The organism is Streptomyces sp. NPDC045998 (assembly GCF_056430285.1).
In genome coordinates this window covers 22,088-45,139 of sequence record NZ_JBWKLJ010000013.1, presented here as the reverse complement: position 1 = coordinate 45,139, position 23,052 = coordinate 22,088, and the positions used below count along the sequence as shown (strand labels likewise).

Sequence of the window (23,052 nt, the reverse complement as noted above, 5' to 3'; positions counted from 1 at the left end):
GCATTGTTTAGGGCTCGACGACGGTCTCCTGGGCCGCCGCGGTGTTCCCGGCCAGCAGCTCGGCGTCCACCGGTACGTTCCGCTTGACCAGCGCGAGCGCGATCGGCCCGAGCTCGTGGTGGCGTACGGCGGTGGTGACGAAGCCCAGCTGGCGGCCCTCCTCGCCGTCGGCCTTCAGCCGGATGGGCGTACCGGGCGCGGGCAGGTGCACCTCGCTGCCGTCCAGGTGCAGGAAGACCAGCCGGCGCGGCGGCTTCCCCAGGTTGTGGACGCGCGCCACGGTCTCCTGGCCGCGGTAGCAGCCCTTCTGGAGGTGAACGGCCGTGCCGATCAGGCCGACCTCGTGCGGGATGGTCCGGTGGTCGGTCTCGAAACCGAGGCGCGGGCGGTGCTCCTCCACGCGCAGCGCCTCGTACGCCCAGATCCCGGCGAGCGGGCCGTGCCCGGCGGCGTACGCCTCCAGCTCGGCACGCGGCAGGAACAGGTCCCGGCCGTGCGAGGTCTCCCGTACGACGACCCCGTCCGGCACCTCGGCGATCGAGCCGGCCGGGAGGTGGACGACGGCGACGTCGGCGGTCCGGTCGGCCACCTCGACGCGGTAGAAGAACTTCATCGACTCCAGGTAGCCGATGAGCGCCTCCTGCGTGCCGGGTTCGACGTGCGCCCAGACCGTCTCGCCGTCGTCGACGAGATACAGCGCGTGTTCGATGTGCCCGTGGGCGGAGAGGATCAGCGCCTCGGTGGCGTGTCCGGCCGGGAGCTCGCTGACGTGCTGGGTGAGCAGCAGGTGCAGCCAGCTGAGCCGGTCTGCGCCGCTGACGGTGACGACGCCGCGGTGGCTGAGGTCCACCATGCCTTTGCCGTCGGCGAGGGCGCGCTGCTCACGGAACAGGTCGCCGTAGTGCGCGGCGACCCCTTCGTCGCGTCCCTCGGCGGGCACCGCGCCGGGCAGGGACAGGAGAGGGCTCTTCATGGCAGCAAGCCTACGACCCGTACGTCCTACGACCCGTTGGTCGTACGTTTCGCCGTGCAGTCCCGGCACCGTCCGAAAATCGCGAAGTGCTTCAGGTCGGTGTCGAAGCCGAACGTCTCGCGCAGCTTCCGGGTGAACTCCGCGGCCACCGACACGTCCGCCTCGATGACCTCCGTGCAGTCCCGGCACACCAGGTGCAGGTGGTGGTGGCGGTCGGCCAGGTGGTACGTCGGGGCGCCGTGCCCGAGATGGGCGTGGCTGACCAGACCCAGCTCCTCCAGCAGCTCCAGCGTCCGGTAGACGGTGGAGACGTTCACCCCGGAGGCGGTCTTGCGGACCTCGGTGAGGATGTCGTCGGGCGTCGCGTGCCCCAGCGCGTCCACCGCTTCCAGGACAAGCTGGCGCTGGGGAGTCAGCCGGTAACCGCGCTCCCGCAGATCGCTCTTCCAGTCGGTGCTCACCACGCGCTCCAGTGTAGGAGCACCGACCGCCGGTTCACCGGGCCTACTTGAAGAAGGCGATGCCGTCGTCCGGCAGGTCGCCCAGGTCCTTGGCCCACGCCGCGACCTCGTCGGGCGTGACGACCTTCTTCAGGTGCGCCGACATGTACGGCCGCAGCGGCACCTCGGGCGTCGACTTCTCGCCGACCCACATCAGGTCGCCCTTCACGTAGCCGTACAGCCGCTTGCCACCGCTGTACGGCCCCGAGGCCGCGGTGCGCGCGACGGCGTCCGTGACCAGGTCGATCTGCGGCTTCTGGTCGGCGAGCTCGCCGTACCAGACCTCGACGACGCCCTGGTCGCGCACCATGACGATCTCGACCTTGCGGTCCTTGTCGATGCGCCAGTAGCCGCTCTCGCTCTCCAGGGGGCGGACCTTCTGGCCCTCGGCGTCCAGGACCCAGGTGCGGGAGGTGTACTCGATGAAGTCCCGCCCGTCATGGCTGAAGGTCACGGACTGACCGAAGTTGCACTTCTCGGCGCCGGGGAAGTCGGAGACACCCGCGCCCTCCCACGTGCCCAGGAGGAACGCGAGGGGGACGAGGTCGGGGTTCAGGTCGGACGGGATCTCGATCATGAGCAGCTCTGTCGGTCGGTGGGAGTGGTCAGCGCTGGCCCTGGTACAGCTTCTTCACGGTCAGGGCGGCGAAGGCGACGACGCCGACGCAGACCAGGACCAGCAGGGCGGAGAAGAAAGCCTCAAGCACGGGTGCTCCTCGGTGAGCGATGTGGGTGAAGAAGGGGCCGGCTCCCAGCGTAATGGGTGGGACCCGGCCCCTCGGTGTGAGGTGCGCCCGTGCGTCCGCGCGCGCGGCGTCAGCCGAGGAGCTGGTTCTGCAGCACCACCGTCTGGTGGAACGGCACCTCGGCGGTGTCGCCCTCGCGGGAGTGGACGACCACGGCGAGGGTGTCGCCGGCGACGACGTAGGCGAGGCGGGTGCGGTCGGGGGCCTCGGGGGTGTCCGTGGCCTCGGGGCTTGTCGTGCCGCCGCGCATTACAGTTCGACCATGGCGAAGAAGCTCGTGATCAAGGTGACCGCCGGGGCCGACGCCCCCGAGCGGTGCTCGCAGGCGTTCACGGTGGCGGCGGTGGCCGTGGCCAGCGGGGTGGAGGTCTCGCTCTGGCTGACCGGCGAGTCGTCGTGGTTCGCGCTGCCCGGGCGCGCGGCCGAGTTCGAGCTGCCGCACGCCGCGCCGCTGCCGAAGCTGATCGAGTCGATCCAGGCGAACGGGCGCATCACGCTGTGCACGCAGTGCGCGGCGCGCCGGGAGATCACGGAGAAGGACGTGCTGGAGGGCGTGCGCATCGCGGGCGCGCAGGTCTTCGTCAGCGAGGCGCTGGCCGACGGCACGCAGGCGCTCGTCTACTGAGGCCTACCGGCCCCTCCGCTTGCCGTCGAGCTCGTCCCACCACTCGTCGGACTTCGGATCGCCGGACGGGTCGTCCCACCAGCGGTCGTCCGGCCCGCGCCGGTTGGCGATCATCGCGGCGACGGGCGGGATGACCATGGCGACGAAGCACATCGCGATGGCCGCGGGCACCGACCACAGCCGTACGACGGCCCAGGCGCTCACGAAGAGCACCAGACAGGCAGTCATCATCCGGAGGTAGGCGCGCCGGCGCTGCGCGTACATACGTCCAGCGTACGACCGAAGGGCCGCACCTCGGTCCCGGTAAGCGTCCAACCCCCAGGAGGTGCGGCCCTTCGGCCGGTATGTGTGACGTCGCCGTCAGACGCGTCGAATCGCGTCAGACCGCGATCGCGACCTCGGCCAGGCCGCCCTGCTGCGCGACGACCGTGCGGTCGGCCGTGGCGCCGGGGACCAGCGCGCGGACGGTCCAGGTGCCCTCGGCGGCGTAGAAGCGGAACTGGCCCGTCGCGGAGGTCGGGACCTCGGCGGTGAACTCGCCGGTCGAGTCCAGCAGGCGGACGTAACCGGTGACGGGCTCGCCGTTACGGGTCACCTGGCCCTGGATCGTGGTCTCGCCGGGCTTGATCGTCGAAGCGTCCGGGCCGCCGGCCTGTGCTCCACACATGGGTACTCCTGAGGGGTGTGAGGGGTGGACGGGAGGTCCGGGATTACTTGTTGGCGCCGAGCTCGATCGGCACGCCGACGAGGGAGCCGTACTCGGTCCACGAGCCGTCGTAGTTCTTGACGTTCTGCTGGCCGAGCAGCTCGTGCAGCACGAACCAGGTCAGGGCCGAGCGCTCACCGATGCGGCAGTAGGCGATCGTGTCCTTCTCCAGGTCGACCTGCTCCTGGGCGTAGAGCTCCTTGAGCTCCTCGTCGGACTTGAAGGTGCCGTCGTCGTTGGCGTTCTTCGACCACGGGATGTTGCGGGCGCTCGGCACGTGGCCGGGGCGCTGCGACTGCTCCTGCGGGAGGTGCGCCGGGGCGAGCAGCTTGCCGCTGAACTCGTCGGGGGAACGCACGTCGACGATGTTCAGGCTGCCGATGGCGGCGACGACGTCGTCACGGAAGGCGCGGATGGAGGTGTCCTGGGCCTTGGCCTTGTACTGGGTGGCCGGGCGGTTCGGGACCTCGGAGCCGTCGACCAGGTCGCGGGAGTCGAGCTCCCACTTCTTGCGGCCGCCGTCGAGGAGCTTGACGTTCTCGTGGCCGTACAGCTTGAAGTACCAGTAGGCGTACGCCGCGAACCAGTTGTTGTTGCCGCCGTAGAGGACGACGGTGTCGTCGTTGGCGATGCCCTTCGCGGACAGGAGCTTCTCGAAGCCCTCCTGGTCGACGAAGTCGCGGCGGACCGGGTCCTGGAGGTCCTGCTTCCAGTCGATCCGGACGGCGTTCTTGATGTGGTTCTTGTCGTACGCCGAGGTGTCCTCGTCGACCTCGACGATGACGACCTTCGGGTCGTCGATGTGGGCCTCGACCCAGTCGGCGTCTACCAGGACGTCGCTGCGGCTCATGCTGTTTCTCCTCCGGGGCAGTGTGCGGCGGGGTGTGGCGGGTGGTGCCGGCCGGCCGCCGGACCGCTCGTCGTGTACGGGGTACGCGGGACGGGCGCGCTCGTCGGCTGCGTTCGGCACGGGGATGGGCCCGAGGTGCTCAAGGGCCCGGGGAAGGCGGGAGGTTGGTGTCCCGCTCAGACGGAGCGACAGAGCATGGCGGCGACGCGGCACAGGTCTACTGCCCGCCGCTTCGTGAGTTCCGCCTGTCGCTTCATGGGTCAGATCGTAGGGACGGACGGGCGGTCGTGTCACCGGCGTGTCGTATGTCGAGACGCGATCATCCGCATAGTGGGATAGGAGGGCCTCCGGAGCCTGCCCCCGCCCACCGCCGCTCAGGCCGTCGTCGCAGGTGGTTTACGGAGCGGACGCCGCCGTCTCACCATGTGGCCGGGGGGCACGAGTCGGGCCCCTCCGACGTCCCGCCGACGCCCCCGTTGCCAGCCCGCCGTCAGCCCGCCAGGGTGACGTTCGTGCCGGTCAGCGTGATGACGACGCCCTCGGCCGTCGCCTCCACCTTCTGGAGCTTGAGGCCGGCCGGCAGGCCGGCGACCGAGCGGTCGAAGTCCGTGCGCTCGCGGACCCGCTCCTCCACGCCGGGTATGCCCTCGCCGGGGACCTCGTCGGCGCGGACCCGGATCGTGGTGCCGTCGGCGATGCTCACGGTGGACATGACGCTGCGCGTGACCCGGCCCAGGACCGGGACGTCCACCGAGCCGGTGACCTTGACCTTGCCGTTGCCGCCGTAGGCGACGGTGACGTCCTCGCCGGACGCCTTGGCGAGCTCGGCGTACGAGACGCGCGCGGTGCCGGTGGCGTTGGCCGCGGTGGCCGTGGAGAAGTTGTTCCCCAGGCGCACGTCGTGGAGCGCGGCGGTCATCGTGGCGATGCGCAGCGTACGGCCGCCGGCCGACGCCTCGACGCCGTTGAGGGTGACGTCGACCTCGTCGAGCTCCTTGCCGAGGACTTGCGTCAGGAACGGGAAGCCCTTGATGGAGACGTCCGCCGAACCGCCGCCCACGCCGCGCTGGGCCTGGACCTTGGCGGCCACCTCGCCCTCCGCGTAGTTCACCGCCAGCCGGTCCGCGGCGATGAAGAGGCCACCGAGTACCACGGCGGTGATCAGCAGTATTCGCAGTGCTCGCATGGTTCGGTGATCCCCCACCCTCGTCGCGCCCGGCCCCCCGTCACGTCATGATCGACGTACGGGATCGTTCATTGGTTCCCTCACCGGTAACCCCGGCCGTCACACCAGGACGCGTCCCAGCAGGTACACGGCGGGCGTGGCGAGCGCGAGCGGCAGCGCCACCCCGGCCGTCATGTGGACGAAGCGCGACGGGTAGTCGTAGCTCGCCACCCGGTGGCCGACCAGCGCGCACACCCCGGCCCCGAGCCCCAGCAGCGCCCCGTCGAGCGCCCCGGCGCCGAGCGGCCCCCCGGCCGCCGCCCCGGCGCCCGCAGCCGCCAGCAGGCCGCCGACGAGCGACACGGCGCCCGGCAGCGGCAGCGCGCGGACGAGCACCGCGGCCCCGGCCGCGAGGGCGCCCACGACCACCGCGTCCGACGCGGCCGCGAGGTACCCGGCCGCGACGACGGCGAGCGCCGACGAGACGACCGTGGCCATCAGCCCGTACTGACGCTCGTCGGCGCCCGCGTGGCTGCGCAGCTGGAGGACGAGCACCAGCAGCACCCACACCCCGAGGGTGCCGAGGATCGCGACGGGCGCGTGCTCCTCACCGGCGGCGAGCAGCGCGATGTCGGCGGTGACGCCGCCCGCGAAGGCGAGCGCGATGCCCTGGCGGGCCGGCCACATGCCGTTGAGCCGGAACCATCCGGCGGCCGTGACCGCCTGGAGCAGGACCAGCGGGACGAGGAGCCCGTACGGGGAGAGGGCGGCGCCCGCGGCGAGCAGGACGCCGAGCAGCGCCGTCAGGGCGGCCGGCTGGATGCCGGGCTCGATGATCGGCGAGCGCCCCTCGGCGCGGGCGCGCTGGGCGTCCGTCATCCGGGCGTTGCCCAGCGTGGTGGGCGCGCCGTACGCGGGTTCGGGCGCCACGGCGGCCGGAGCGGGTGCCGGCGCGGCGGCCGCGGCGGCGGTCACCGGCCGCAGCATGGTCGTCGGGGTGTCGTACGGCACCTCGGGCGGCAGCGGGTACGAGACCGGGGCCGGGGCGGAAGCCGCCGCCTCCTGGGGCTGCGCGGCCGGCTGGTACTGGGTGTCCCAGGTCTGGCCCTGCCACGTCTGCGCGACGCCGGGCTCCTGGTGGCCGTACGACGGCTCACCGTACGGCTGCTCGCCGTGCGTCTGCTGCCCGTACGTCTCCCGGCCGTAGGCCTGCTCCCGGTACGCCTGCTCCCCGTAGGAGGGTTCACCGTAGGAAGGGTCGCCGTACGACGGGTACTGCTGGTCGCTGCTGCTGCTCATGGTGTGCGGTTCACCCTCCTGCGAACGGCGGGAGCACCTCGACCGTGCCGCCCTCGGCCAGCCGTACGGTCTCATGCGCCCGGGTCCCGACGGGATCACCGTCGACCAGGAAGGAGCACCGCTGGAGCACGCGGGCGAGCTCGCCCGGGTGCCGCTCGCGCACGGCCTCCAGCGCCTCGGCCAGGGTCTCCGCGGCGTACGGCTCCTCGGCGGTCCCGGCTGCGGCCTTGGCCGCGGCCCAGTAGCGGATGGTCCCCGCTGCCATAGCGGCACTCCTCTCGTCGGCCTCCACGGCCTCGTCGGCATCCATGATGGGCTATGCCGCCGACAGCCAGTCCGCGAGCCGAGCGAGCAGGGCGTCGTCGGCGGCGTTCTCGGCGTGGCCCATGCCCGGCTCCAGCCACAGCTCGCACGGTCCGGCCGCCGCCAGCATGCGCGGATGGTCCAGCGGGAAGTACCGGTCGCGGTCGCCGTGCACGATCAGCAGCGGCGTCGGCGCGATCAGCGGCACCGCCGCGAAGGGCGGCATCGGCACCGGGTCCCAGTCGCGGTCGTGGATGCGCGTGCGCAGCCCGTAGCGGCCCACCAGGCGCCCGGCTGGCCGGGTCACCACCCAGTGCAGCCGGCGCATCGGGGCCGTACCCCGGTAGTACCAGCGCGCCGGCGCGCTCACGGCGGCGACCGCGTCCGCGCGCGCCCTCGGGTCGTCCCGGTACAGCGCCCCGTGCCGCAGCACCACCGACCCGCCCATGGAGAAGCCGACCGTCACCACACGCGTGTACCCGAGCTCCCGCGCCCAGCTCACCGCCGCCGCCAGGTCCAGCACCTCGCGGTCCCCGACCGTGGACCGGCCCCCGGAGCGGCCGTGCCCGCGGAAGGAGAAGGTCACCACCGCCGCGCGCCGCCGGAAGGCCCGCGCGGCCCGCCGGACGGCCGGCCGGTCCACCGAGCCGGTGAATCCATGGGCGACAACGACGGCTGTGTCCGTAAGACTGTCCCTATGGCCCCTATGCGGCTCGTGCACCGCTTCGATACGGATCCCGTCAGGGGTACGGAGGGTGGCGCGCAGAAGGCCGGGAGTGACCGAGGAAACATCCGCGATGTGAAACGCACCCTCTGTCTCGGATCCCATGTCGGCTATTGTGCTGCGAAGAGGATCCGGGCAAAGCAGCCCCCGGGTCCTTTTGTGTTTTGCCGCCGTTGTTACAGACGGATGAACAAAGGCTCTCAGGGCGCGGGAGTCGACAGCAGTGCCAGGACGTCCTCGCAGGGACCGAGGAGGAACCGACGTTATGGGCGAGCGAACCGTGCACGACCGTGAAACGACGACCCGGGCAGGTGGGGCGTCGCGATGAGCTCTCTGCTGCTCCTGACCAATGCCCTCCAGCCGTCCACGGAGGTGCTCCCCGCCCTCGGACTGCTGCTGCACAACGTGCGGGTGGCCCCGGCCGAGGGCCCGGCGCTGGTGGACACCCCCGGCGCGGACGTGATCCTCGTCGACGGCCGCCGCGACCTGCCGCAGGTGCGGTCGCTGTGCCAGCTGCTGCGCTCCACCGGGCCCGGCTGCCCGCTGATCCTGGTCGTCACGGAGGGCGGGCTGGCCGCCGTCACCGCCGACTGGGGCATCGACGACGTCCTCCTGGACACCGCGGGCCCCGCCGAGGTCGAGGCGCGGCTGCGCCTCGCGATGGGGCGCCAGCAGATCACCGCCGACGACTCCCCGATGGAGATCCGCAACGGCGACCTGTCGGTCGACGAGGCGACGTACAGCGCGAAGCTGAAGGGCCGCGTCCTGGACCTCACCTTCAAGGAGTTCGAGCTGCTGAAGTACCTCGCCCAGCACCCGGGCCGGGTGTTCACGCGTGCCCAGCTCCTGCAGGAGGTGTGGGGCTACGACTACTTCGGCGGTACGCGGACGGTCGACGTCCACGTACGGCGGCTGCGCGCCAAGCTGGGGCCCGAGCACGAGTCGCTGATCGGGACCGTACGGAACGTCGGCTACCGGTTCGTCACCCCGGAGAAGGTGGACCGCGCCGCCGAGGAAGCCCGTACGAAGGAGGCCGAAAAGGCCGCCGCCACCCGTACGGCCGACACCGAAGAGGTACAGGAAGCAGCCGTACGACCTGCCCAGAGGTAGGTCCCCCCGCGTAGACTGCGGCGCGTGGCCAAGGTGACGCGGGACGACGTGGCACGACTTGCGGGTACTTCGACCGCGGTCGTGAGCTACGTCATCAACAACGGACCCCGGCCGGTCGCCCCGGCCACGCGCGAGCGGGTACTCGCAGCGATCAAGGAGCTGGGCTACCGGCCCGACCGCGTGGCCCAGGCGATGGCCTCGCGGCGCACGGACCTCATAGGCATGATCGTCCCCGACGCCCGGCAGCCGTTCTTCGCCGAGATGGCGCACGCGGTCGAACGGGCCGCCGCCGACCGCGGCAAGATGGTCCTCGTCGGCAACTCCGACTACCGCGACGAGCGCGAGCTCCACTACCTGCGGGCCTTCCTCGGCATGCGCGTCGCCGGGCTCATCCTGGTCAGCCAGGGCCCCAGCCAGCGCGCCGCGCAGGAGATCGAGGCGTGGGACGCCCGCGTGGTGCTGCTGCACGAGCGGCCCGAGGCCATCGACGACGTCGCGGTCGTCACGGACGACATCGGCGGCGCGCAGCTCGCCGTCCGCCACCTCCTGGAGCACGGCCACGCGTACGTCGCCTGCCTCGGCGGCGTCGAGTCGACCCCGGCCGTCGGCGACCCGGTGGCCGACCACGAGGAGGGCTGGCGCCGCGCGATGCTGGAGTCCGGCCGCTCGGTGGAGGGCCGGCTGTTCCAGGCCGCCTACAACCGCTACGACGCGTACCAGGTCGCCCTGAAGATCCTGTCCGGCCCGGACCGGCCCCCGGCGATCTTCTGCTCCACCGACGACCAGGCCATCGGCGTCCTGCGCGCCGCCCGCGAGCTCCGCCTCGACGTCCCCGGCGACCTCGCGGTCGCGGGCTTCGACAACGTCAAGGAAGCCGCCCTGACGGACCCGCCCCTGACGACGGTCTCCTCCGACCGCCCGGCGATGGCCCGCGCGGCGGTGGACCTGGTCCTCGACGACGGCCTGCGGGTGGCGGGGTCGCGCCGGGAGCGGGTGAAGCAGTTCCCGTCGGCGCTGATCGTGCGCCGGTCGTGCGGCTGCGACGGCGAGTAGCCCCTCCAGAGCACGTAGCGCCGCAGGGCGGACCGGCCTCACTCCGGCTGCGAAGCCTCGCCAGGCGCCGCCCAGAACTGGGCGACGGCGATCAGCCCCGGGCCGCCCAGCATGAGCGCGGCCATCGCTGGGCGCTCTTTACACCGGGCATACGAGACTCTTCCCGGACTCTCAGGGCATCCTCAGCGTCCTCTCATGTACAGCTCCGAGAGTCGTATCCATGACGGACTACTCGCAAGGTGACCAGCAGCAGACGTTCCCGTCGTACCCGCCGCTCCCGGCGTACGCGCCCGGCCCGCCTGGGCCGCCCGGGCCGCCCGCGCCGCACCGGCGCGAGCGGGCCCGGCGGCCCGTGGCGCTGATCGTCGCCATCGCCATCGCCGCCGCCGGGATCGGGGGCGGGGCCTCCGCGCTGGTCCAGCAGCTGACCCGGGGCGGCGACCCGAGCACGGGCGGCGCGGTCGACGGGACGAGCGTGGCCCAGTCCAGCAAGGGCACGGTCGCCGGGGTCGCGCAGGCGGTGTCACCGAGCATCGTCGAGATCAAGGCGGCGTCCACGGCCGGGCAGTCCACCGGGTCCGGCGTGATCATCACCGGCGACGGCGAGATCGTCACCAACAACCACGTCATCTCCGGCGCCTCCGAGATCACCGTCCGGCTCAGCGACGGCAAGACGTACGCCGCCGAGACCGTCGGCACCGACCCCGGCAAGGACCTCGCGCTGATCAAGGTCAAGGGCGCGTCCGGGCTGAAGCCCGCCGCCCTCGGCGACTCCGACAAGGTGCGCGTCGGGGACGAGGTCGTCGCGATCGGCTCGCCCGAGGGCCTGACCGGCACCGTCACCAGCGGCATCGTCTCCGCGCTCGACCGTGACGTGACGGTCTCCAAGGAGGAGGACCAGCGGCAGCGTGACCCGCGCCAGGGGTGGCCGTTCGAGTTCGACGGGCGCGAGTTCAACGGCGACACGGGGCAGTCGAAGACGACGTACAAGGCCATCCAGACCGACGCCTCCCTCAACCCCGGCAACTCCGGCGGCGCGCTGATCAACATGAACGGCGAGGTCATCGGCATCAACTCCGCCATGTACGCGCCGAGTGCCGCCACCGGCTCCACCGCCGGCAGCGTGGGCCTCGGTTTCGCCATCCCCGTCAACACCGTCAAGGCCGACCTCGACGGCCTCCGCGACGGCTCCTGAACGCGTGCGAGGCTGACCCCCATGAACCCCGTGAACGCACCCGCTGACGCCGAGCGCATCCTGATCGTCGACGACGAGCCCGCCGTCCGCGAGGCGCTCCAGCGCAGCCTCGCCTTCGAGGGGTACGGCACCGAGGTCGCCGTCGACGGCGTCGACGCGCTCGCGAAGACCGAGGCGTACGCACCCGATCTCGTGGTCCTCGACATCCAGATGCCCCGCATGGACGGCCTGACCGCCGCGCGCCGCATCCGCGCCGCCGGGTCCACCGTGCCGATCCTGATGCTGACGGCCCGGGACACGGTCGGCGACCGCGTCACCGGCCTGGACGCGGGCGCGGACGACTACCTCGTCAAGCCGTTCGAGCTGGACGAGCTGTTCGCCCGGATCCGGGCGCTGCTGCGGCGCAGCTCGTACGCCCGGACCGTGGGCGAGCAGCCGGAGGCGGAGGTGCTGAGCTTCGCGGACCTGCGGATGGACCTGGCGACGCGCGAGGTGACGCGGGGCGGGCGGCGCGTGGAGCTGACCCGTACCGAGTTCACGCTGCTGGAGATGTTCCTGTCGCATCCGCGCCAGGTGCTGACGCGGGAGCAGATCCTCAAGGCGGTGTGGGGCTTCGACTTCGAGCCGACCTCCAACTCCCTGGACGTGTACGTGATGTACCTGCGGCGCAAGACGGAGGCGGCGGGCGAGCCCCGCCTGGTCCACACGGTGCGGGGCGTGGGGTACGTGCTGCGCGCCGGGGGCGACGGATGACCGGCCCGGTGGCGCGGTTCCGGGCGCTGCCGCTGCGCTCGCGCCTCGCCCTGCTGACGGCGGTTGCGGTCGCCGTGGCGGTGGCCGCGGTGGCGGTGACGTCGTGGTTCATGGTGCGGGGGGCGCTGCTGGGCGCTCTGGACGAGGCGCTGCGGGTCAACCGGGTCGACCCGCAAGGGGTGCTGGAGGAGGTCCGGGCGGGCCGGTGCGACCCCGACCGCACCACCCAGGACCTGTTCAAGCAGACCATCCAGGTCATCGACCCCAGGGGCAACCGCTGCGTCCTCACCGGCCAGCAGTCCGTCACCGTCACGCCCGCCGACATCGCGGTCGCCGAGGGCCGGGCGGAGGAGACCGCGCACAACGCCAAGGCGTCCGACGGCTCCGAGTACCGCGTGCTCACCTATCCGCTGGCCGGCTACTCCGGTGCCGTGTCCGTGGCCCGCCCCCTCAACGAAGTGGACGACGCGCTCGGTGATCTGACGCTCGTCCTCGCGCTGCTCGCCGGGGTCGGCGCGGTCGGCGCCGGCGCCGCCGGGCTGTGGGTGGCCCGCACCGGGCTCAAGCCCGTCGACCGGCTCACCGGGGCGGTCGAGCACGTCGCGCGGACGGAAGACCTGACGGTCCGCATCCCCGTCGAGGGCGAGGACGAGATCGCCCGCCTGTCGCGGTCGTTCAACGCGATGACGGCCGCGCTCGCCTCCTCCCGCGACCGGCAGGCGCAGCTGATCGCCGACGCGGGGCACGAGCTGCGTACGCCGCTGACCTCGCTGCGGACCAACATCGAGCTCCTGGCACGCAGCGAGGAGACCGGCCGGGCCATCCCGCCCGAGGACCGGCGGGCGCTGCTGGCGTCGGTCAAGGCGCAGGTGACGGAGCTGGCGTCGCTCATCGGCGACCTCCAAGAGCTGTCCCGGCCGGACGCGGCCGGACCGGGCGGCCGACTGGAGGTGGTGGCACTGCACGACCTGCTCGACAGCGCGCTCCAGCGGGCGCGGCTGCGCGGCCCCGAGCTGACGATCACGGCCGAGGACGTCCGCCCCTGGTACGTACGGGCCGAGGCGGCCTCACTGGAGCGCGCGCTCGTCAACGTCCTCGACAACGCGGTGAAGTTCTCGCCGCCGGGCGGCACGATCGAGGTCGCCCTGGTGGACGGTGAGCTGACGGTACGGGACCACGGGCCGGGCATCTCCCCCGAGGAGCTGCCGCACGTCTTCGAGCGCTTCTGGCGCTCGCCGTCGGCCCGCAGCCTGCCGGGCTCGGGCCTCGGCCTGTCGATCGTGGCCCGCACGGTGACCCGGGCGGGCGGCGAGGTGCGGCTGATCCCGGTGGGCCCGAAGGAGGGCGGCGGCACCCGCGCGGTGGTCCGCCTGCCGGGCGCGCCGACACCGCCGCCGACGACCGCGCCCCAGAAGTGAGCGGGGCGGCCGGACCTCGATGGTCCCGCCGCCCCGCCTTCCTCCACGTACCCGCTACTTGACGACCGTGATCCGGTCGGCCGCCGGAGGCGCGATCGGGTTCGACGGCGAGGAGTTGGCCGCCAGGTAGGCGTTGAGGACGTCCAGGTCGGACGCGCCCACGAGCTTGTTCTTGCCCTGGCCGAGCGCCGGGAAGCCGTCGCCGCCGCCCGCGAGGAACTCGTTCATCGCGACGCGGTACGTCTTCGCCGGGTCGATCGGCTCACCGTTCAGCTTCACCGAGGCGGCGTCGACACGGGCCGCGCCCGTCTTCGTCAGGTCGAGGGTGTAGGTGAAGCCCTTCGACACCTGGAGGATCTTCGGCGAGGCCTCGTTCGCGCCGCTGACCTGCTGCTGGAGGCCCGCGATGAGCTGGGCGCCGGTCAGGTCGACGACGTTCATCATGTTGGTGAACGGCTGCACGGTGAACGCCTCGCCGTAGGTCACCACGCCGTCGCCCTCGGCGCCGGACGCCTTGTACACCAGGTCGGAGCGGATACCGCCCGGGTTCATCAGCGCGATCTGCGCGCCGCCCTTGTCGGCGGGGGCGAGCGCGGCCAGCTGCGCGTCGGCGATGAGGTCGCCGAGCGGCTTCTCGTACGCCGTGGAGCCGCGGCCGTTGATGTCGGCGGAGATGTAGCCCTGCGGCTTGTTCGCGATGGGCGCGGCGAGCGCGTTCCACCGCTCGATCAGCGAGGTCATGTCGGCGGCCTTGGCCACGTCACGCGTGACGACGCGGTTGGCCGACTTCACCGCCGTACGGACGATGTCCTTGGTCTTCCGGTCGTACGTCAGCGTCGTGTCCGTGTAGAGCTTGCCGTACGAGGACGCCGACGTGACCATGCGCGGCTTGCCGCTCGGGTCCGGGATCGTACAGACGTACGCCTGGTGCGTGTGGCCGGTGACGAGCGCGTCGACCTGCGGGTTCAGCTTCTTCGCGATGTCGACGACCGGGCCGGAGATGCCGTCGCCGGCGCCCGGGCTGTCGCAGTCGTAGTTGTACGAGGACGAGGCCGGGGCGCCGCCCTCGTGGATGAGGGCGACGATCGACTTGACGCCCTTGCGCTCCAGGACCTTGGTGTACTTGTCGATCGTCTCGACCTCGTCACCGAACTTCAGGCCCTTGACGCCCTCGGCGGTGACGATGTTCGGGGTGCCCTCCAGGGTCACGCCGATGAAGCCGATCTTGACGCCCTTGCGCTCCCAGATGAAGTACGGGTCGAGGATCGGCTTGCCGGTCTTCTCGTCCGTCACGTTGGCGGCGAGGTAGGGGAAGTTCGCGCCGGGGAAGGTCTTGCCCTCCTCGTAGCAGCCGCCGGTGGGGTGGCAGCCGCCGTTCTGCATCCGGGCGAGCTCCTTGGCCCCCTCGTCGAACTCGTGGTTGCCGACGGACGTCACATCGAGCTTGAGCTTGTTCAGCGCCTCGATGGTGGGCTCGTCGTGGAAGAGGCCCGACATCAGCGGCGAGGCGCCGATCATGTCGCCGGCGGCGGCGGTGATGGAGTACGGGTGGCCCTGGCGCGCGGTGCGCAGGTGGGTGGCGAGGTACTCGACGCCGCCCGCCTTGATCTTCTCGACCCGGCCGTCCGCGTGCGTGTGGCTCACCTCGCCGGAGGATCCGGCCGGGGGCTCCAGGTTGCCGTGCAGGTCGTTGAAGGAGAGCAGCTGTACGTCGACGGTGCGGCCGGAGTGGTGCCCGGCGGCCTGCACCCGGTCATCGGCGCCGGCGGGCAGGGCGGCGACCACGGCTCCGACGGTCGCCAGTCCGGCGGCGGTGGCGAGTATCCGCGTGACCGCGCGCTGCTTCTTGTGTGTCGCTGACATCTGTCCCCTCTGGGTACGGCAAGGCGTGTGAACGGGCAGGGCCCAGCGCAGCCTAGAGTCAACGCGCGTAGCGCAACAGGGGGGAGCGGGTTACGAGCTGGTTGCCTTCCTCCGAAAGGCCCTCGCCGTGGGCCTGGCCGCTGGATCAGGCCGGATCAGCGAGCGGGGTCTGGTGGGGGCAGATGCAAGGCGGAGGATGGAGCCTCGCCCGGTGCCCGAAGGGCTACGGGGGAAGATGCGCGTGCCAGGCCACGCGAGCCCGGCCTGATCCAGGGGCCAGGCCCTACGCTCGGAGGCATGACGACTGACGCCCCCGTACCCGGCATTGAGCCCGGTCGACGTATCGACACCCTCGACGAGCTCACCCCCGCGCAGGCCCAGGACGTCCTCGACCTGCTCGCCGAGGCCGCCCGTATCGACGGGATGCAGGCCGTCTCCGAGCAGGGGCGGCTCCAGCTGCGCCACGGGCGGCGCGAAGGGGTCTCGCACCTGCTGCTCACCGTCGGCGGAGAGCTCGTGGGGTACGCGCAGCTGGAGGACACCGATCCGGTCGAGGCGCCGGCCGCCGAGCTCGTCGTCCACCCCTCGCACCGGGGCCGCGGCCACGGGCGGGCGCTCGGCGCGGCGCTGCTGGCCGCCTCGGGCAAGCGGCTGCGCGTGTGGGCGCACGGCGGCAAGTCGGCCGCCCGCCACCTCTCCCAGGTCCTCGGCCTGACGCTCTTCCGCGAGCTGCGCCAGATGCGCCGGCCGCTCGCCCCGCTGGACGTCCCGGAGCCCGGGCTGCCGCCGGGCGTCACCGTGCGCACCTTCGTGCCCGGGCAGGACGACGCGGCCTGGCTCGCGCTCAACGCGGCCGCGTTCGCGCACCACCCGGAGCAGGGCTCGATGACGCAGCGGGACCTGGACGACCGCAAGGAGGAGCCGTGGTTCGACCCGAAGGGCTTCTTCCTCGCCGTACGCGAGACGGACGGCGAACTGGTGGGCTTCCACTGGACGAAGGTGCACGCCGAGGAGCGGCTGGGTGAGGTGTACGTGCTCGGCATCAGCCCGCAGGCGCAGGGCGGCGGCCTCGGCAAGGCGCTGACGGCGATCGGCCTGCGGCACCTGGCGGCGCAGGGGCTGCCGACGGTGATGCTGTACGTGGACGCGGACAACACGGCGGCGGTGCGGGTGTACGAGGGAATGGGCTTCTCGACGCACGAGGTCGACCTGATGTACCGCTCGGAGACGTGACGCGACCTTAAGAAGCGGGACGGGGCGGGGTGTTGACACCTCGCCCTCTCTTGCACCACCCTTTCACTACTTGATTAGTGAAAGGGTGGTGCAAGGACGTGGTCGAGTACCGCATCGACCGGCGCAGCGGCGTCGCCACCTACCTCCAGATCGTCCAGCAGACCAAACAGGCCCTGCGCCTGGGCCTGTTGGAGCCCGGCGACAGGCTGCCCACCGCACGCGAGGTCGTCGAGGCCACCGCCATCAACCCGAACACCGTGCTCAAGGCCTACCGCGAACTGGAGCGCGAGGGCCTCGTCGAGGCCCGCCGCGGCCTCGGCACCTTCGTACGGAAGACGCTCGGCAGCGCGCCCGCCGACTCCCCGCTCCGCGACGAGCTGGCCGCCTGGGCCACCCGCGCCCGCGCGGCAGGACTGGAGCGGGACGACGTGACGGCGCTCTTCGGCTCCGTACTCGAACAGACTTACGAGGGGGACGACGCATGACCAGCGCTCTGGAGGCCCACGGCCTCGCCAAACGCTACGGCCGACGGGCCGCCGCGCTCCAGGACTGCGCCTTCCGCCTGCCGACGGGCCGGATCTGCGCGCTCGTCGGCCCCAACGGCGCCGGCAAGTCCACGCTCCTCGCCCTGGCCGCCGGCCTGATGCGGCCGACGGCCGGGACCCTCCGCGTCCTGGGCACCGACCCCGCCTCCGCCCGCCACCGGATCGCGTACGTCGCCCAGGACAAACCGCTCTACCCGCAGCTCACCGTCGCCGACACCCTCCGCATGGGCGCCGAGCTCAACCCGGACCGCTGGGACGCCGAGGCCGCCGAGGCCGTCCTCGGGGAGCTGGACCGCGGCGCCCGCGTGCGCCGCCTCTCCGGCGGCCAGCGCACCCGCGTGGCGCTCGCCCTCGCACTCGGCAAGCGCGCCGAACTGCTCCTGCTCGACGAGCCGATGGCCGACCTCGACCCCCTCGCGCGCCACCAGCTGATGGGCGCGCTCATGGCGGACGCGGCCGAGCGCGGCACGACGGTCGTGATGTCGTCGCACATCCTCGGCGAGCTGGAGGGCGCCTGCGACTACCTGTTCCTGGTCGACGGCGGCCGGGTCCGCCTCGGCGGCGGCATCGACGACATCCTCGCCGCCCACACGCTGGTCACCGGACCGGTCGCCGACCTCGCCCCGCACACGGTCATCGAGTCCCGCACCACCGGCCGCCAGCTCACCGCGCTCGTCCGCCGGGACGGCCCGGTCGACGACCGGACCTGGCAGACCATGGAACCCACCCTGGAGGAACTCTTGCTGGGCCATCTCCGCTCCCCCGACGCCCCGCCGCTCCTCTCCCCGAGCGCGGCCGTCGACACGGACCGGGCGGTGGCGGCATGAGCACGCTGACGACCGCACGCACCGGCCGGGTGACGCTCCGCCGGCACCGGCGGGCGCTGTGGACCACCGCCGCGCTGCTCGCCCTGGCCGTGGTGGCGACGGTGGTCCTGCGCTGGTGGGTGGCCGGTTCCATGGACGAGGCCCGCTGCTTCGCGGGCGAGCCGGAGGCGTGCGGCGAGCAGCTCTTCGGGGACTGGGTCACCCCCCAGGGATTCCTGGGACTCGCGCTGGAGCGGTCCCTCTTCGTGCTGATGGCCGTCCCGTTCCTGATCGGCGCCTTCGTCGCGGGCCCGATGGTCGCACGCGAGCTGGAGAGCGGTACGTACAAGCTGGCCTGGACGCAGTCGGCCACCCCGGCCCGCTGGCTCGCCTCGAAACTGCTCCTCGCCGCCGGCCTGGCGGCCGTCACCGCGACCGTGCTCACCGCCGTCTTCCGCTTCGGCCGGGGACCCGTCCGCTACCACCAGAACCTCTCGTGGGGGGACCCGGGCGCGTACGAGCTCATGGGCCCGGCCCTCGGCGGCTACTGCCTGCTCGGCGTCGCCGTCGGCGCCCTCGTGGGCCTGCTGGTCCGCCGTACCGTCGCCGCCATGGCCACGACGGCGGCCGTCCTGGGCGCGGTGCTCCTGGGATTCTGGAGCCTGCGGTGGGACCTGTGGCCGTCGCTGCACGCGAGCGGCCAGGGCCCCGGTCTCACCGGCGGCATGATGGGCCTCCCCTTCGACGCCCTCCTGCTCCGCTCCGGCTACGTCACCGCCGACGGGCGGCAGCTCCCGTACGACGCGTGCATGCAGCCCGAGGGCGAGACGCAGTGCGACCCCGACACCATCAGCTGGTACGCCGAGTACCACCCCGCCTCGCACTACTGGCCCGTCCACCTCATCGAGACCGGCATCGTCCTCGCCCTCGCGGCCTTGGCCGCGTACGCCGCCTTCCGCGTGCTGCGCCGCCACCACGCGTAACCACAGGACCGGGGCGGACGGCCTGGACGGGGGTCTGGCCGTCCGCCCCCAGCACGTCACGTAATGGTTACCGACCATTCAGAACGGCTTGCGACGCTCAGCGAATGAAGCCCGCCGTGTCAGCGGCCCGCTCCGACGCGCTTGACCACCCCCTGGCGCGGAAGAATGGTGCCATGAGCCAGCAGCCCGCCGAGGCCGACGTCCAGATCCAGCACGCGCAGCCGTCCGTGGGGTCCATAGCCGCGCACCGACCGCACATGGTGACCGCCGGACCCGTGTCCGACCTGGCGCCCGACCTCGACTCCGACCTGGACGCGTACGACGAGGACGGCCCGGACGGCGAACTGCCCCCCGGCCGCTTCCTGGACCGCGAGCGCTCCTGGCTGGCGTTCAACGAACGGGTGCTGGAGCTCGCCGAGGACCCGGCGACCCCGCTCCTCGAACGAGCGAACTTCCTCGCGATCTTCGCCTCGAACCTCGACGAGTTCTTCATGGTCCGGGTCGCCGGCCTCAAGCGCCGCATCGCCACCGGCGTCGCCACCCGGTCCGCCTCCGGGCTCCAGCCGCGCGAGGTCCTGGAGCTGATCTGGACCCGTTCGCGGGAGCTCATGGCCCGGCACGCCGCCTGCTTCCAGCAGGACATCTGCCCCGCCCTCGCCGACGAGGGCATCCACCTCATCCGCTGGCCCGACCTGACGGAGAAGGAGCAGGCCCGGCTCTTCACCCTCTTCCGCCAGCAGATCTTCCCGGTCCTCACCCCCCTCGCCGTCGACCCGGCGCACCCCTTCCCGTACATCTCCGGCCTCTCCCTCAACCTCGCCGTCGTCGTACGCAACCCCGTCAGCGGCCACCGCCACTTCGCCCGCGTGAAGGTCCCCCCGCTGCTCTCCCGCTTCCTGGAGGCCTCGCCGCAGCGCTACGTCCCGCTGGAGGACGTCATCGCCGCGCACCTGGAGGAGCTGTTCCCGGGCATGGAGGTGCTGGCGCACCACATGTTCCGCGTGACGCGCAACGAGGACCTGGAGGTCGAGGAGGACGACGCCGAGAACCTCCTCCAGGCGCTGGAGAAGGAGCTCATGCGGCGCCGCTTCGGCCCGCCGGTGCGCCTGGAGGTCGAGGAGTCGATCGACCCGTACGTCCTCGACCTGCTCGTACGCGAACTGAAGGTCACCGACGCCGAGGTGTACCCGCTGCCCGGGCCACTGGACCTGACCGGGCTGTTCGGGATCTCGGCCCTGGACCGGCCCGAGCTCAAGTACCCGAAGTTCGTCGCCGGGACCCACCGCGACCTGGCCGAGGTCGAGTCGGCGTCCGCGCCGGACGTGTTCGCCGCCCTGCGCGAGCGCGACGTCCTGCTGCACCACCCGTACGACTCGTTCTCCACCTCCGTCCAGGCCTTCCTGGAGCAGGCGGCCGCCGACCCGGACGTCCTCGCCATCAAGCAGACGCTGTACCGGACGTCCGGCGACTCCCCCATCGTCGACGCCCTCATCGACGCGGCCGAGTCCGGCAAGCAGGTCCTCGTCCTCGTCGAGATCAAGGCCCGCTTCGACGAACAGGCCAACATCAAGTGGGCGCGCAAGCTGGAGGAGGCCGGCTGCCACGTCGTGTACGGCCTCGTCGGCCTCAAAACCCACTGCAAACTCTCCCTGGTGGTCCGCCAGGAGGGCGAGACGCTGCGCCGCTACTCCCACGTCGGCACCGGCAACTACCACCCCAAGACCGCCCGCCTGTACGAGGACCTCGGCCTGCTCACCGCCGACCCGCAGGTCGGCGCGGACCTGTCCGACCTCTTCAACCGGCTGTCCGGCTACTCGCGCCGCGAGACCTACCGGCGCCTGCTCGTCGCCCCCAAGTCGCTCCGCGACGGCCTGGTCTCCCGCATCAACAAGGAGATCGTCCACCACCGGGCCGGGCGGCTCGCGTACGTCCGCATCAAGGTCAACTCGATGGTCGACGAGGCCGTCATCGACGCCTGTTACCGCGCCTCGCGGGCCGGCGTACCCGTCGACATCTGGGTCCGCGGCATCTGCGCCGTACGGCCGGGCGTCCCGGGCCTCTCCGAGCACATCAGGGTCCGCTCCGTCCTCGGACGGTTCCTGGAACACTCGCGCGTCTTCGCCTTCGGGAACGGCGGCGAGCCCGAAGTGTGGTTCGGCAGCGCCGACATGATGCACCGTAACCTGGACCGCCGGATAGAAGCGCTGGTGCGGGTCTCCGACCCCGCGCACCGCGCCTCGCTGTGCCGGCTGCTGGAGGCGGGCATGGCCGACACCACATCGTCGTGGCACCTCGGCCCGGACGGCGAGTGGACGCGGCACGCGACGGACGGGGACGGCCAGCCGCTGCGGCATGTCCAGGAGATGCTCATAGACGCGCGGAGGCGCCGGCGTGCTCAAACCTGACCAGCTCACCGCGGGCGAGGTCCTGTCCCCGTACCTCCACGCCCGCGCGGGGGACTTCCTACGCAACCTGCGCCTGCACGCCGAGAGCGGCGCGGACTCGGCCGGCGCCGAGGAGGCGGCACGGGGGCTGCGCGCCGCCGCCCGGCGCATCGGCTCCACGCTGCACACCTTCCGCCCGCTGCTCGACGCCTCCTGGGCCGACCAGCTGCGCACCGAACTGGCCTGGCTCTCCGGCCTGCTGGCGCAGGAACACGCGTGCACCTCGCGGCTCGTCCGCTTGGTGGACGCGCTGTCCCGCCTGACGGGCGGCGCCGAGGCGCTCGCGGTGGGCGGCGCGCGCGCCGGGGCCCTGCTGGAGCGCCGCCTCACGCTGGCCCGGACCCGGGCGCATTCCGCCGCGCTCCAGGCCCTCGGCTCGTCCCGCTTCCACGCGGTCGCCGACGCGGTGGCGCTGCTCGCCTCGGAGGTGCCGCTGGGCCCGGCCGCGGGCGCCCGCGCCGGCGAGGTCCTCGGCCCGGCCACCGAGGCCGTCGAGCGGCGCCTGCTGGACGCGGTGGCGGCGCTGCCGATGAGCCCCGCCGTGGGCGGCGAACAGCACGACACCTCCTGGCACCACGTACGGCTGCTGCTCCGGCTGCACCGCCACGCCCAGGAGGCGCTCGGCGCGGACGCGGCGCAGCTGTACGAGGCGGGCCGCGCGCTCGACCGGCACCGGGACGCCGCCGACGCCGCGTCCGCCGCGGCGAGCGCCGCGCGCACCCCGCGCATCGCGCCGGCGACGGCGTACGTGCTGGGCGTGCTCCACGCGGACCAGCGGCACGAGGTGGAGGCGGCGCGCGTGAGCTTCCAGCGCGCGTGGCAGCGTACGGCGGTGACGGCACGGTGACGCCTACTCCGCCCGCGAAGGGCCTGATCCACGCCGCCGGCTGCGTCCTGTGGCGCCGCACGGCCGGGGACCCGAGCGGCGCCGGGGACCCGGGCACCGGCTCCGGCGGCTCCTCCGGCGCCGTCGAGGTGGCCGTCATCCACCGCCCCAAGCACGACGACTGGTCCCTCCCCAAGGGCAAGCTCGAACCCGGCGAGGACCACGCGAGCGCGGCCGTCCGCGAGGTGCGGGAGGAGACCGGCATGACCTGCGCCCTCGGACCCGAACTGCCGAAGGCCTGCTACCGCGCGGGCGACCGCCCCAAGGAGGTCCGCTACTGGGCGGCCGAGGCCACGGGTGGCACCTTCCGCCCCGACGGCGAGGTCGACGAGCTGCGCTGGCTCTCCCCGCCCGAGGCCCGGGCGCTCCTGTCGTACGCCGTCGACCGGGACCTGGTCGACGCGGCCCTCGCGGCGATCACCCCGGAGCCCCGGGAAACCGGACACTGAGCGGGCACCGACTCGGCACCGAGGTGCCCGGAGGAGCACTGAGCGGGCACTGAGCTGGCACTGAGCTGGCACTGACCGGCCGCTGCCCCTCGCCGGGCCGGGCAACATCACCCATCCGGGGGCAACCCGCCCCGCACCACCGCCACCCTCCCGGGTGGCCCCGGTGCGGCCCCCGTGCGCCCGCGTACCGGCGCACAACCCCACGCTCCGCGCCTCACACCGCCGGAGCGCGCCCTCGCCTGCCCGAGGTCGCGTGCGCCCCCGCACGGCCCCGCCGTAAACCTCACTCCCGACGCCCGGCCCGCCCCCGCGACAATGGCCCCACAGGCTCTGGCCACGGCTCACCACGGCTTCCGTCACGGTTCACCTACCGTTCACTCTCCCCCGCCAGCCATGTCACCTGATCTGCCTAATTTCGGCCGT

General features: G+C 72.5%; 26 protein-coding genes. 13 read left to right on the top strand and 13 right to left on the bottom strand.

Annotated elements, in window-relative coordinates:
* Positions 1-7: 7 nt before the first annotated feature.
* From ygfZ to AC07FJ_RS30515, 4 genes are all read right to left on the bottom strand, one after another.
* On the bottom strand, positions 8-973 hold the full coding sequence (ygfZ, locus tag AC07FJ_RS30530; RefSeq protein ID WP_361417015.1) for a CAF17-like 4Fe-4S cluster assembly/insertion protein YgfZ: 966 nt from the start codon (positions 971-973) through the stop codon (positions 8-10).
* Between the two features lie 26 nt (positions 974-999).
* Positions 1,000-1,437: a Fur family transcriptional regulator gene (locus AC07FJ_RS30525; protein WP_479052441.1), complete on the bottom strand. Its 438-nt coding sequence runs from the start codon at positions 1,435-1,437 to the stop codon at positions 1,000-1,002.
* A 40-nt stretch (positions 1,438-1,477) separates the two neighbouring features.
* Entirely contained in the window at positions 1,478-2,050 is a 573-nt protein-coding gene (locus AC07FJ_RS30520) for a heme-binding beta-barrel domain-containing protein (RefSeq protein ID WP_355365032.1), read from the bottom strand.
* A gap of 239 nt (positions 2,051-2,289) precedes the next feature.
* A complete protein-coding gene (locus AC07FJ_RS30515) occupies positions 2,290-2,469 on the bottom strand; it encodes a hypothetical protein (RefSeq protein ID WP_479052440.1) in 180 nt (59 codons plus the stop codon).
* 12 nt (positions 2,470-2,481) lie between these two features.
* Here AC07FJ_RS30515 and AC07FJ_RS30510 point away from each other — a divergent pair, with 12 nt between their 5' ends.
* Complete coding sequence (locus AC07FJ_RS30510; protein WP_479052439.1) at positions 2,482-2,844, top strand: DsrE family protein; 363 nt, start codon at positions 2,482-2,484, stop codon at positions 2,842-2,844.
* Positions 2,845-2,847: 3 nt separating this feature from the next.
* Here AC07FJ_RS30510 and AC07FJ_RS30505 read toward each other — a convergent pair whose 3' ends face one another.
* The 8 genes from AC07FJ_RS30505 to AC07FJ_RS30470 form a co-directional block, all read right to left on the bottom strand.
* Complete coding sequence (locus tag AC07FJ_RS30505) at positions 2,848-3,108, bottom strand: DUF3099 domain-containing protein (protein ID WP_479052438.1); 261 nt, start codon at positions 3,106-3,108, stop codon at positions 2,848-2,850.
* A 115-nt stretch (positions 3,109-3,223) separates the two neighbouring features.
* Positions 3,224-3,511: a DUF1416 domain-containing protein gene (locus AC07FJ_RS30500; RefSeq protein ID WP_355365050.1), complete on the bottom strand. Its 288-nt coding sequence runs from the start codon at positions 3,509-3,511 to the stop codon at positions 3,224-3,226.
* Positions 3,512-3,554: 43 nt separating this feature from the next.
* Positions 3,555-4,400, bottom strand: a complete 846-nt coding sequence (locus AC07FJ_RS30495; RefSeq protein ID WP_361417002.1) for a sulfurtransferase — start codon at positions 4,398-4,400, stop codon at positions 3,555-3,557.
* A 176-nt stretch (positions 4,401-4,576) separates the two neighbouring features.
* A complete protein-coding gene (locus tag AC07FJ_RS30490; protein ID WP_352021666.1) occupies positions 4,577-4,657 on the bottom strand; it encodes an Ms5788A family Cys-rich leader peptide in 81 nt (26 codons plus the stop codon).
* 233 nt (positions 4,658-4,890) lie between these two features.
* Complete coding sequence (locus tag AC07FJ_RS30485) at positions 4,891-5,586, bottom strand: LmeA family phospholipid-binding protein (RefSeq protein ID WP_361416999.1); 696 nt, start codon at positions 5,584-5,586, stop codon at positions 4,891-4,893.
* 99 nt (positions 5,587-5,685) lie between these two features.
* Positions 5,686-6,864 carry a hypothetical protein gene (locus AC07FJ_RS30480; protein ID WP_479052437.1) on the bottom strand — a complete coding sequence of 393 codons (1,179 nt, stop codon included), beginning with the start codon at positions 6,862-6,864 and terminating at the stop codon, positions 5,686-5,688.
* A 10-nt stretch (positions 6,865-6,874) separates the two neighbouring features.
* Complete coding sequence (locus tag AC07FJ_RS30475; RefSeq protein ID WP_355365062.1) at positions 6,875-7,129, bottom strand: MoaD/ThiS family protein; 255 nt, start codon at positions 7,127-7,129, stop codon at positions 6,875-6,877.
* A gap of 51 nt (positions 7,130-7,180) precedes the next feature.
* Entirely contained in the window at positions 7,181-7,996 is an 816-nt protein-coding gene (locus AC07FJ_RS30470; protein ID WP_479052436.1) for an alpha/beta hydrolase, read from the bottom strand.
* A gap of 219 nt (positions 7,997-8,215) precedes the next feature.
* Here AC07FJ_RS30470 and AC07FJ_RS30465 point away from each other — a divergent pair, with 219 nt between their 5' ends.
* From AC07FJ_RS30465 to AC07FJ_RS30445, 5 genes are all read left to right on the top strand, one after another.
* Entirely contained in the window at positions 8,216-9,001 is a 786-nt protein-coding gene (locus tag AC07FJ_RS30465; protein WP_361416991.1) for a response regulator transcription factor, read from the top strand.
* A gap of 24 nt (positions 9,002-9,025) precedes the next feature.
* Positions 9,026-10,054 carry a LacI family DNA-binding transcriptional regulator gene (locus AC07FJ_RS30460; protein WP_355365072.1) on the top strand — a complete coding sequence of 343 codons (1,029 nt, stop codon included), beginning with the start codon at positions 9,026-9,028 and terminating at the stop codon, positions 10,052-10,054.
* Positions 10,055-10,274: 220 nt separating this feature from the next.
* Complete coding sequence (locus AC07FJ_RS30455) at positions 10,275-11,249, top strand: S1C family serine protease (protein WP_479052435.1); 975 nt, start codon at positions 10,275-10,277, stop codon at positions 11,247-11,249.
* Between the two features lie 21 nt (positions 11,250-11,270).
* Positions 11,271-12,002 carry a response regulator transcription factor gene (locus AC07FJ_RS30450; RefSeq protein ID WP_479052434.1) on the top strand — a complete coding sequence of 244 codons (732 nt, stop codon included), beginning with the start codon at positions 11,271-11,273 and terminating at the stop codon, positions 12,000-12,002.
* Positions 11,999-13,420 (top strand): HAMP domain-containing sensor histidine kinase, encoded by a 1,422-nt coding sequence (locus AC07FJ_RS30445; RefSeq protein WP_479052433.1) that lies wholly within the window; start codon positions 11,999-12,001, stop codon positions 13,418-13,420. The genes AC07FJ_RS30450 and AC07FJ_RS30445 overlap by 4 nt, the downstream gene beginning before the upstream one ends.
* Before the next feature lie 54 nt (positions 13,421-13,474).
* Here the strand turns inward: AC07FJ_RS30445 and AC07FJ_RS30440 are convergent, their stop codons facing one another.
* A complete protein-coding gene (locus AC07FJ_RS30440; protein WP_479052432.1) occupies positions 13,475-15,283 on the bottom strand; it encodes a bifunctional metallophosphatase/5'-nucleotidase in 1,809 nt (602 codons plus the stop codon).
* Between the two features lie 297 nt (positions 15,284-15,580).
* On the opposite strand from AC07FJ_RS30440, the gene mshD reads away from it, so the two are divergent.
* The 7 genes from mshD (at position 15,581) to AC07FJ_RS30405 (ending at position 22,629) form a co-directional block, all read left to right on the top strand.
* On the top strand, positions 15,581-16,516 hold the full coding sequence (gene mshD / locus AC07FJ_RS30435) for a mycothiol synthase (protein ID WP_479052431.1): 936 nt from the start codon (positions 15,581-15,583) through the stop codon (positions 16,514-16,516).
* Between the two features lie 98 nt (positions 16,517-16,614).
* On the top strand, positions 16,615-17,001 hold the full coding sequence (locus tag AC07FJ_RS30430) for a GntR family transcriptional regulator (RefSeq protein WP_361416976.1): 387 nt from the start codon (positions 16,615-16,617) through the stop codon (positions 16,999-17,001).
* On the top strand, positions 16,998-17,888 hold the full coding sequence (locus AC07FJ_RS30425) for an ABC transporter ATP-binding protein (RefSeq protein ID WP_479052430.1): 891 nt from the start codon (positions 16,998-17,000) through the stop codon (positions 17,886-17,888). The genes AC07FJ_RS30430 and AC07FJ_RS30425 overlap by 4 nt, the downstream gene beginning before the upstream one ends.
* A complete protein-coding gene (locus AC07FJ_RS30420) occupies positions 17,885-18,850 on the top strand; it encodes an ABC transporter permease (protein ID WP_479052429.1) in 966 nt (321 codons plus the stop codon). Before AC07FJ_RS30425 ends, AC07FJ_RS30420 begins: the two co-directional genes overlap by 4 nt.
* Positions 18,851-19,023: 173 nt before the next feature.
* Complete coding sequence (locus tag AC07FJ_RS30415; RefSeq protein WP_479052428.1) at positions 19,024-21,255, top strand: RNA degradosome polyphosphate kinase; 2,232 nt, start codon at positions 19,024-19,026, stop codon at positions 21,253-21,255.
* Positions 21,242-22,141, top strand: coding sequence for a CHAD domain-containing protein (locus AC07FJ_RS30410; protein WP_479052427.1), 900 nt, complete (start codon positions 21,242-21,244; stop codon positions 22,139-22,141). Before AC07FJ_RS30415 ends, AC07FJ_RS30410 begins: the two co-directional genes overlap by 14 nt.
* Complete coding sequence (locus AC07FJ_RS30405; protein ID WP_479052426.1) at positions 22,138-22,629, top strand: NUDIX hydrolase; 492 nt, start codon at positions 22,138-22,140, stop codon at positions 22,627-22,629. The genes AC07FJ_RS30410 and AC07FJ_RS30405 overlap by 4 nt, the downstream gene beginning before the upstream one ends.
* The last annotated feature ends 423 nt before the right edge of the window (positions 22,630-23,052 follow it).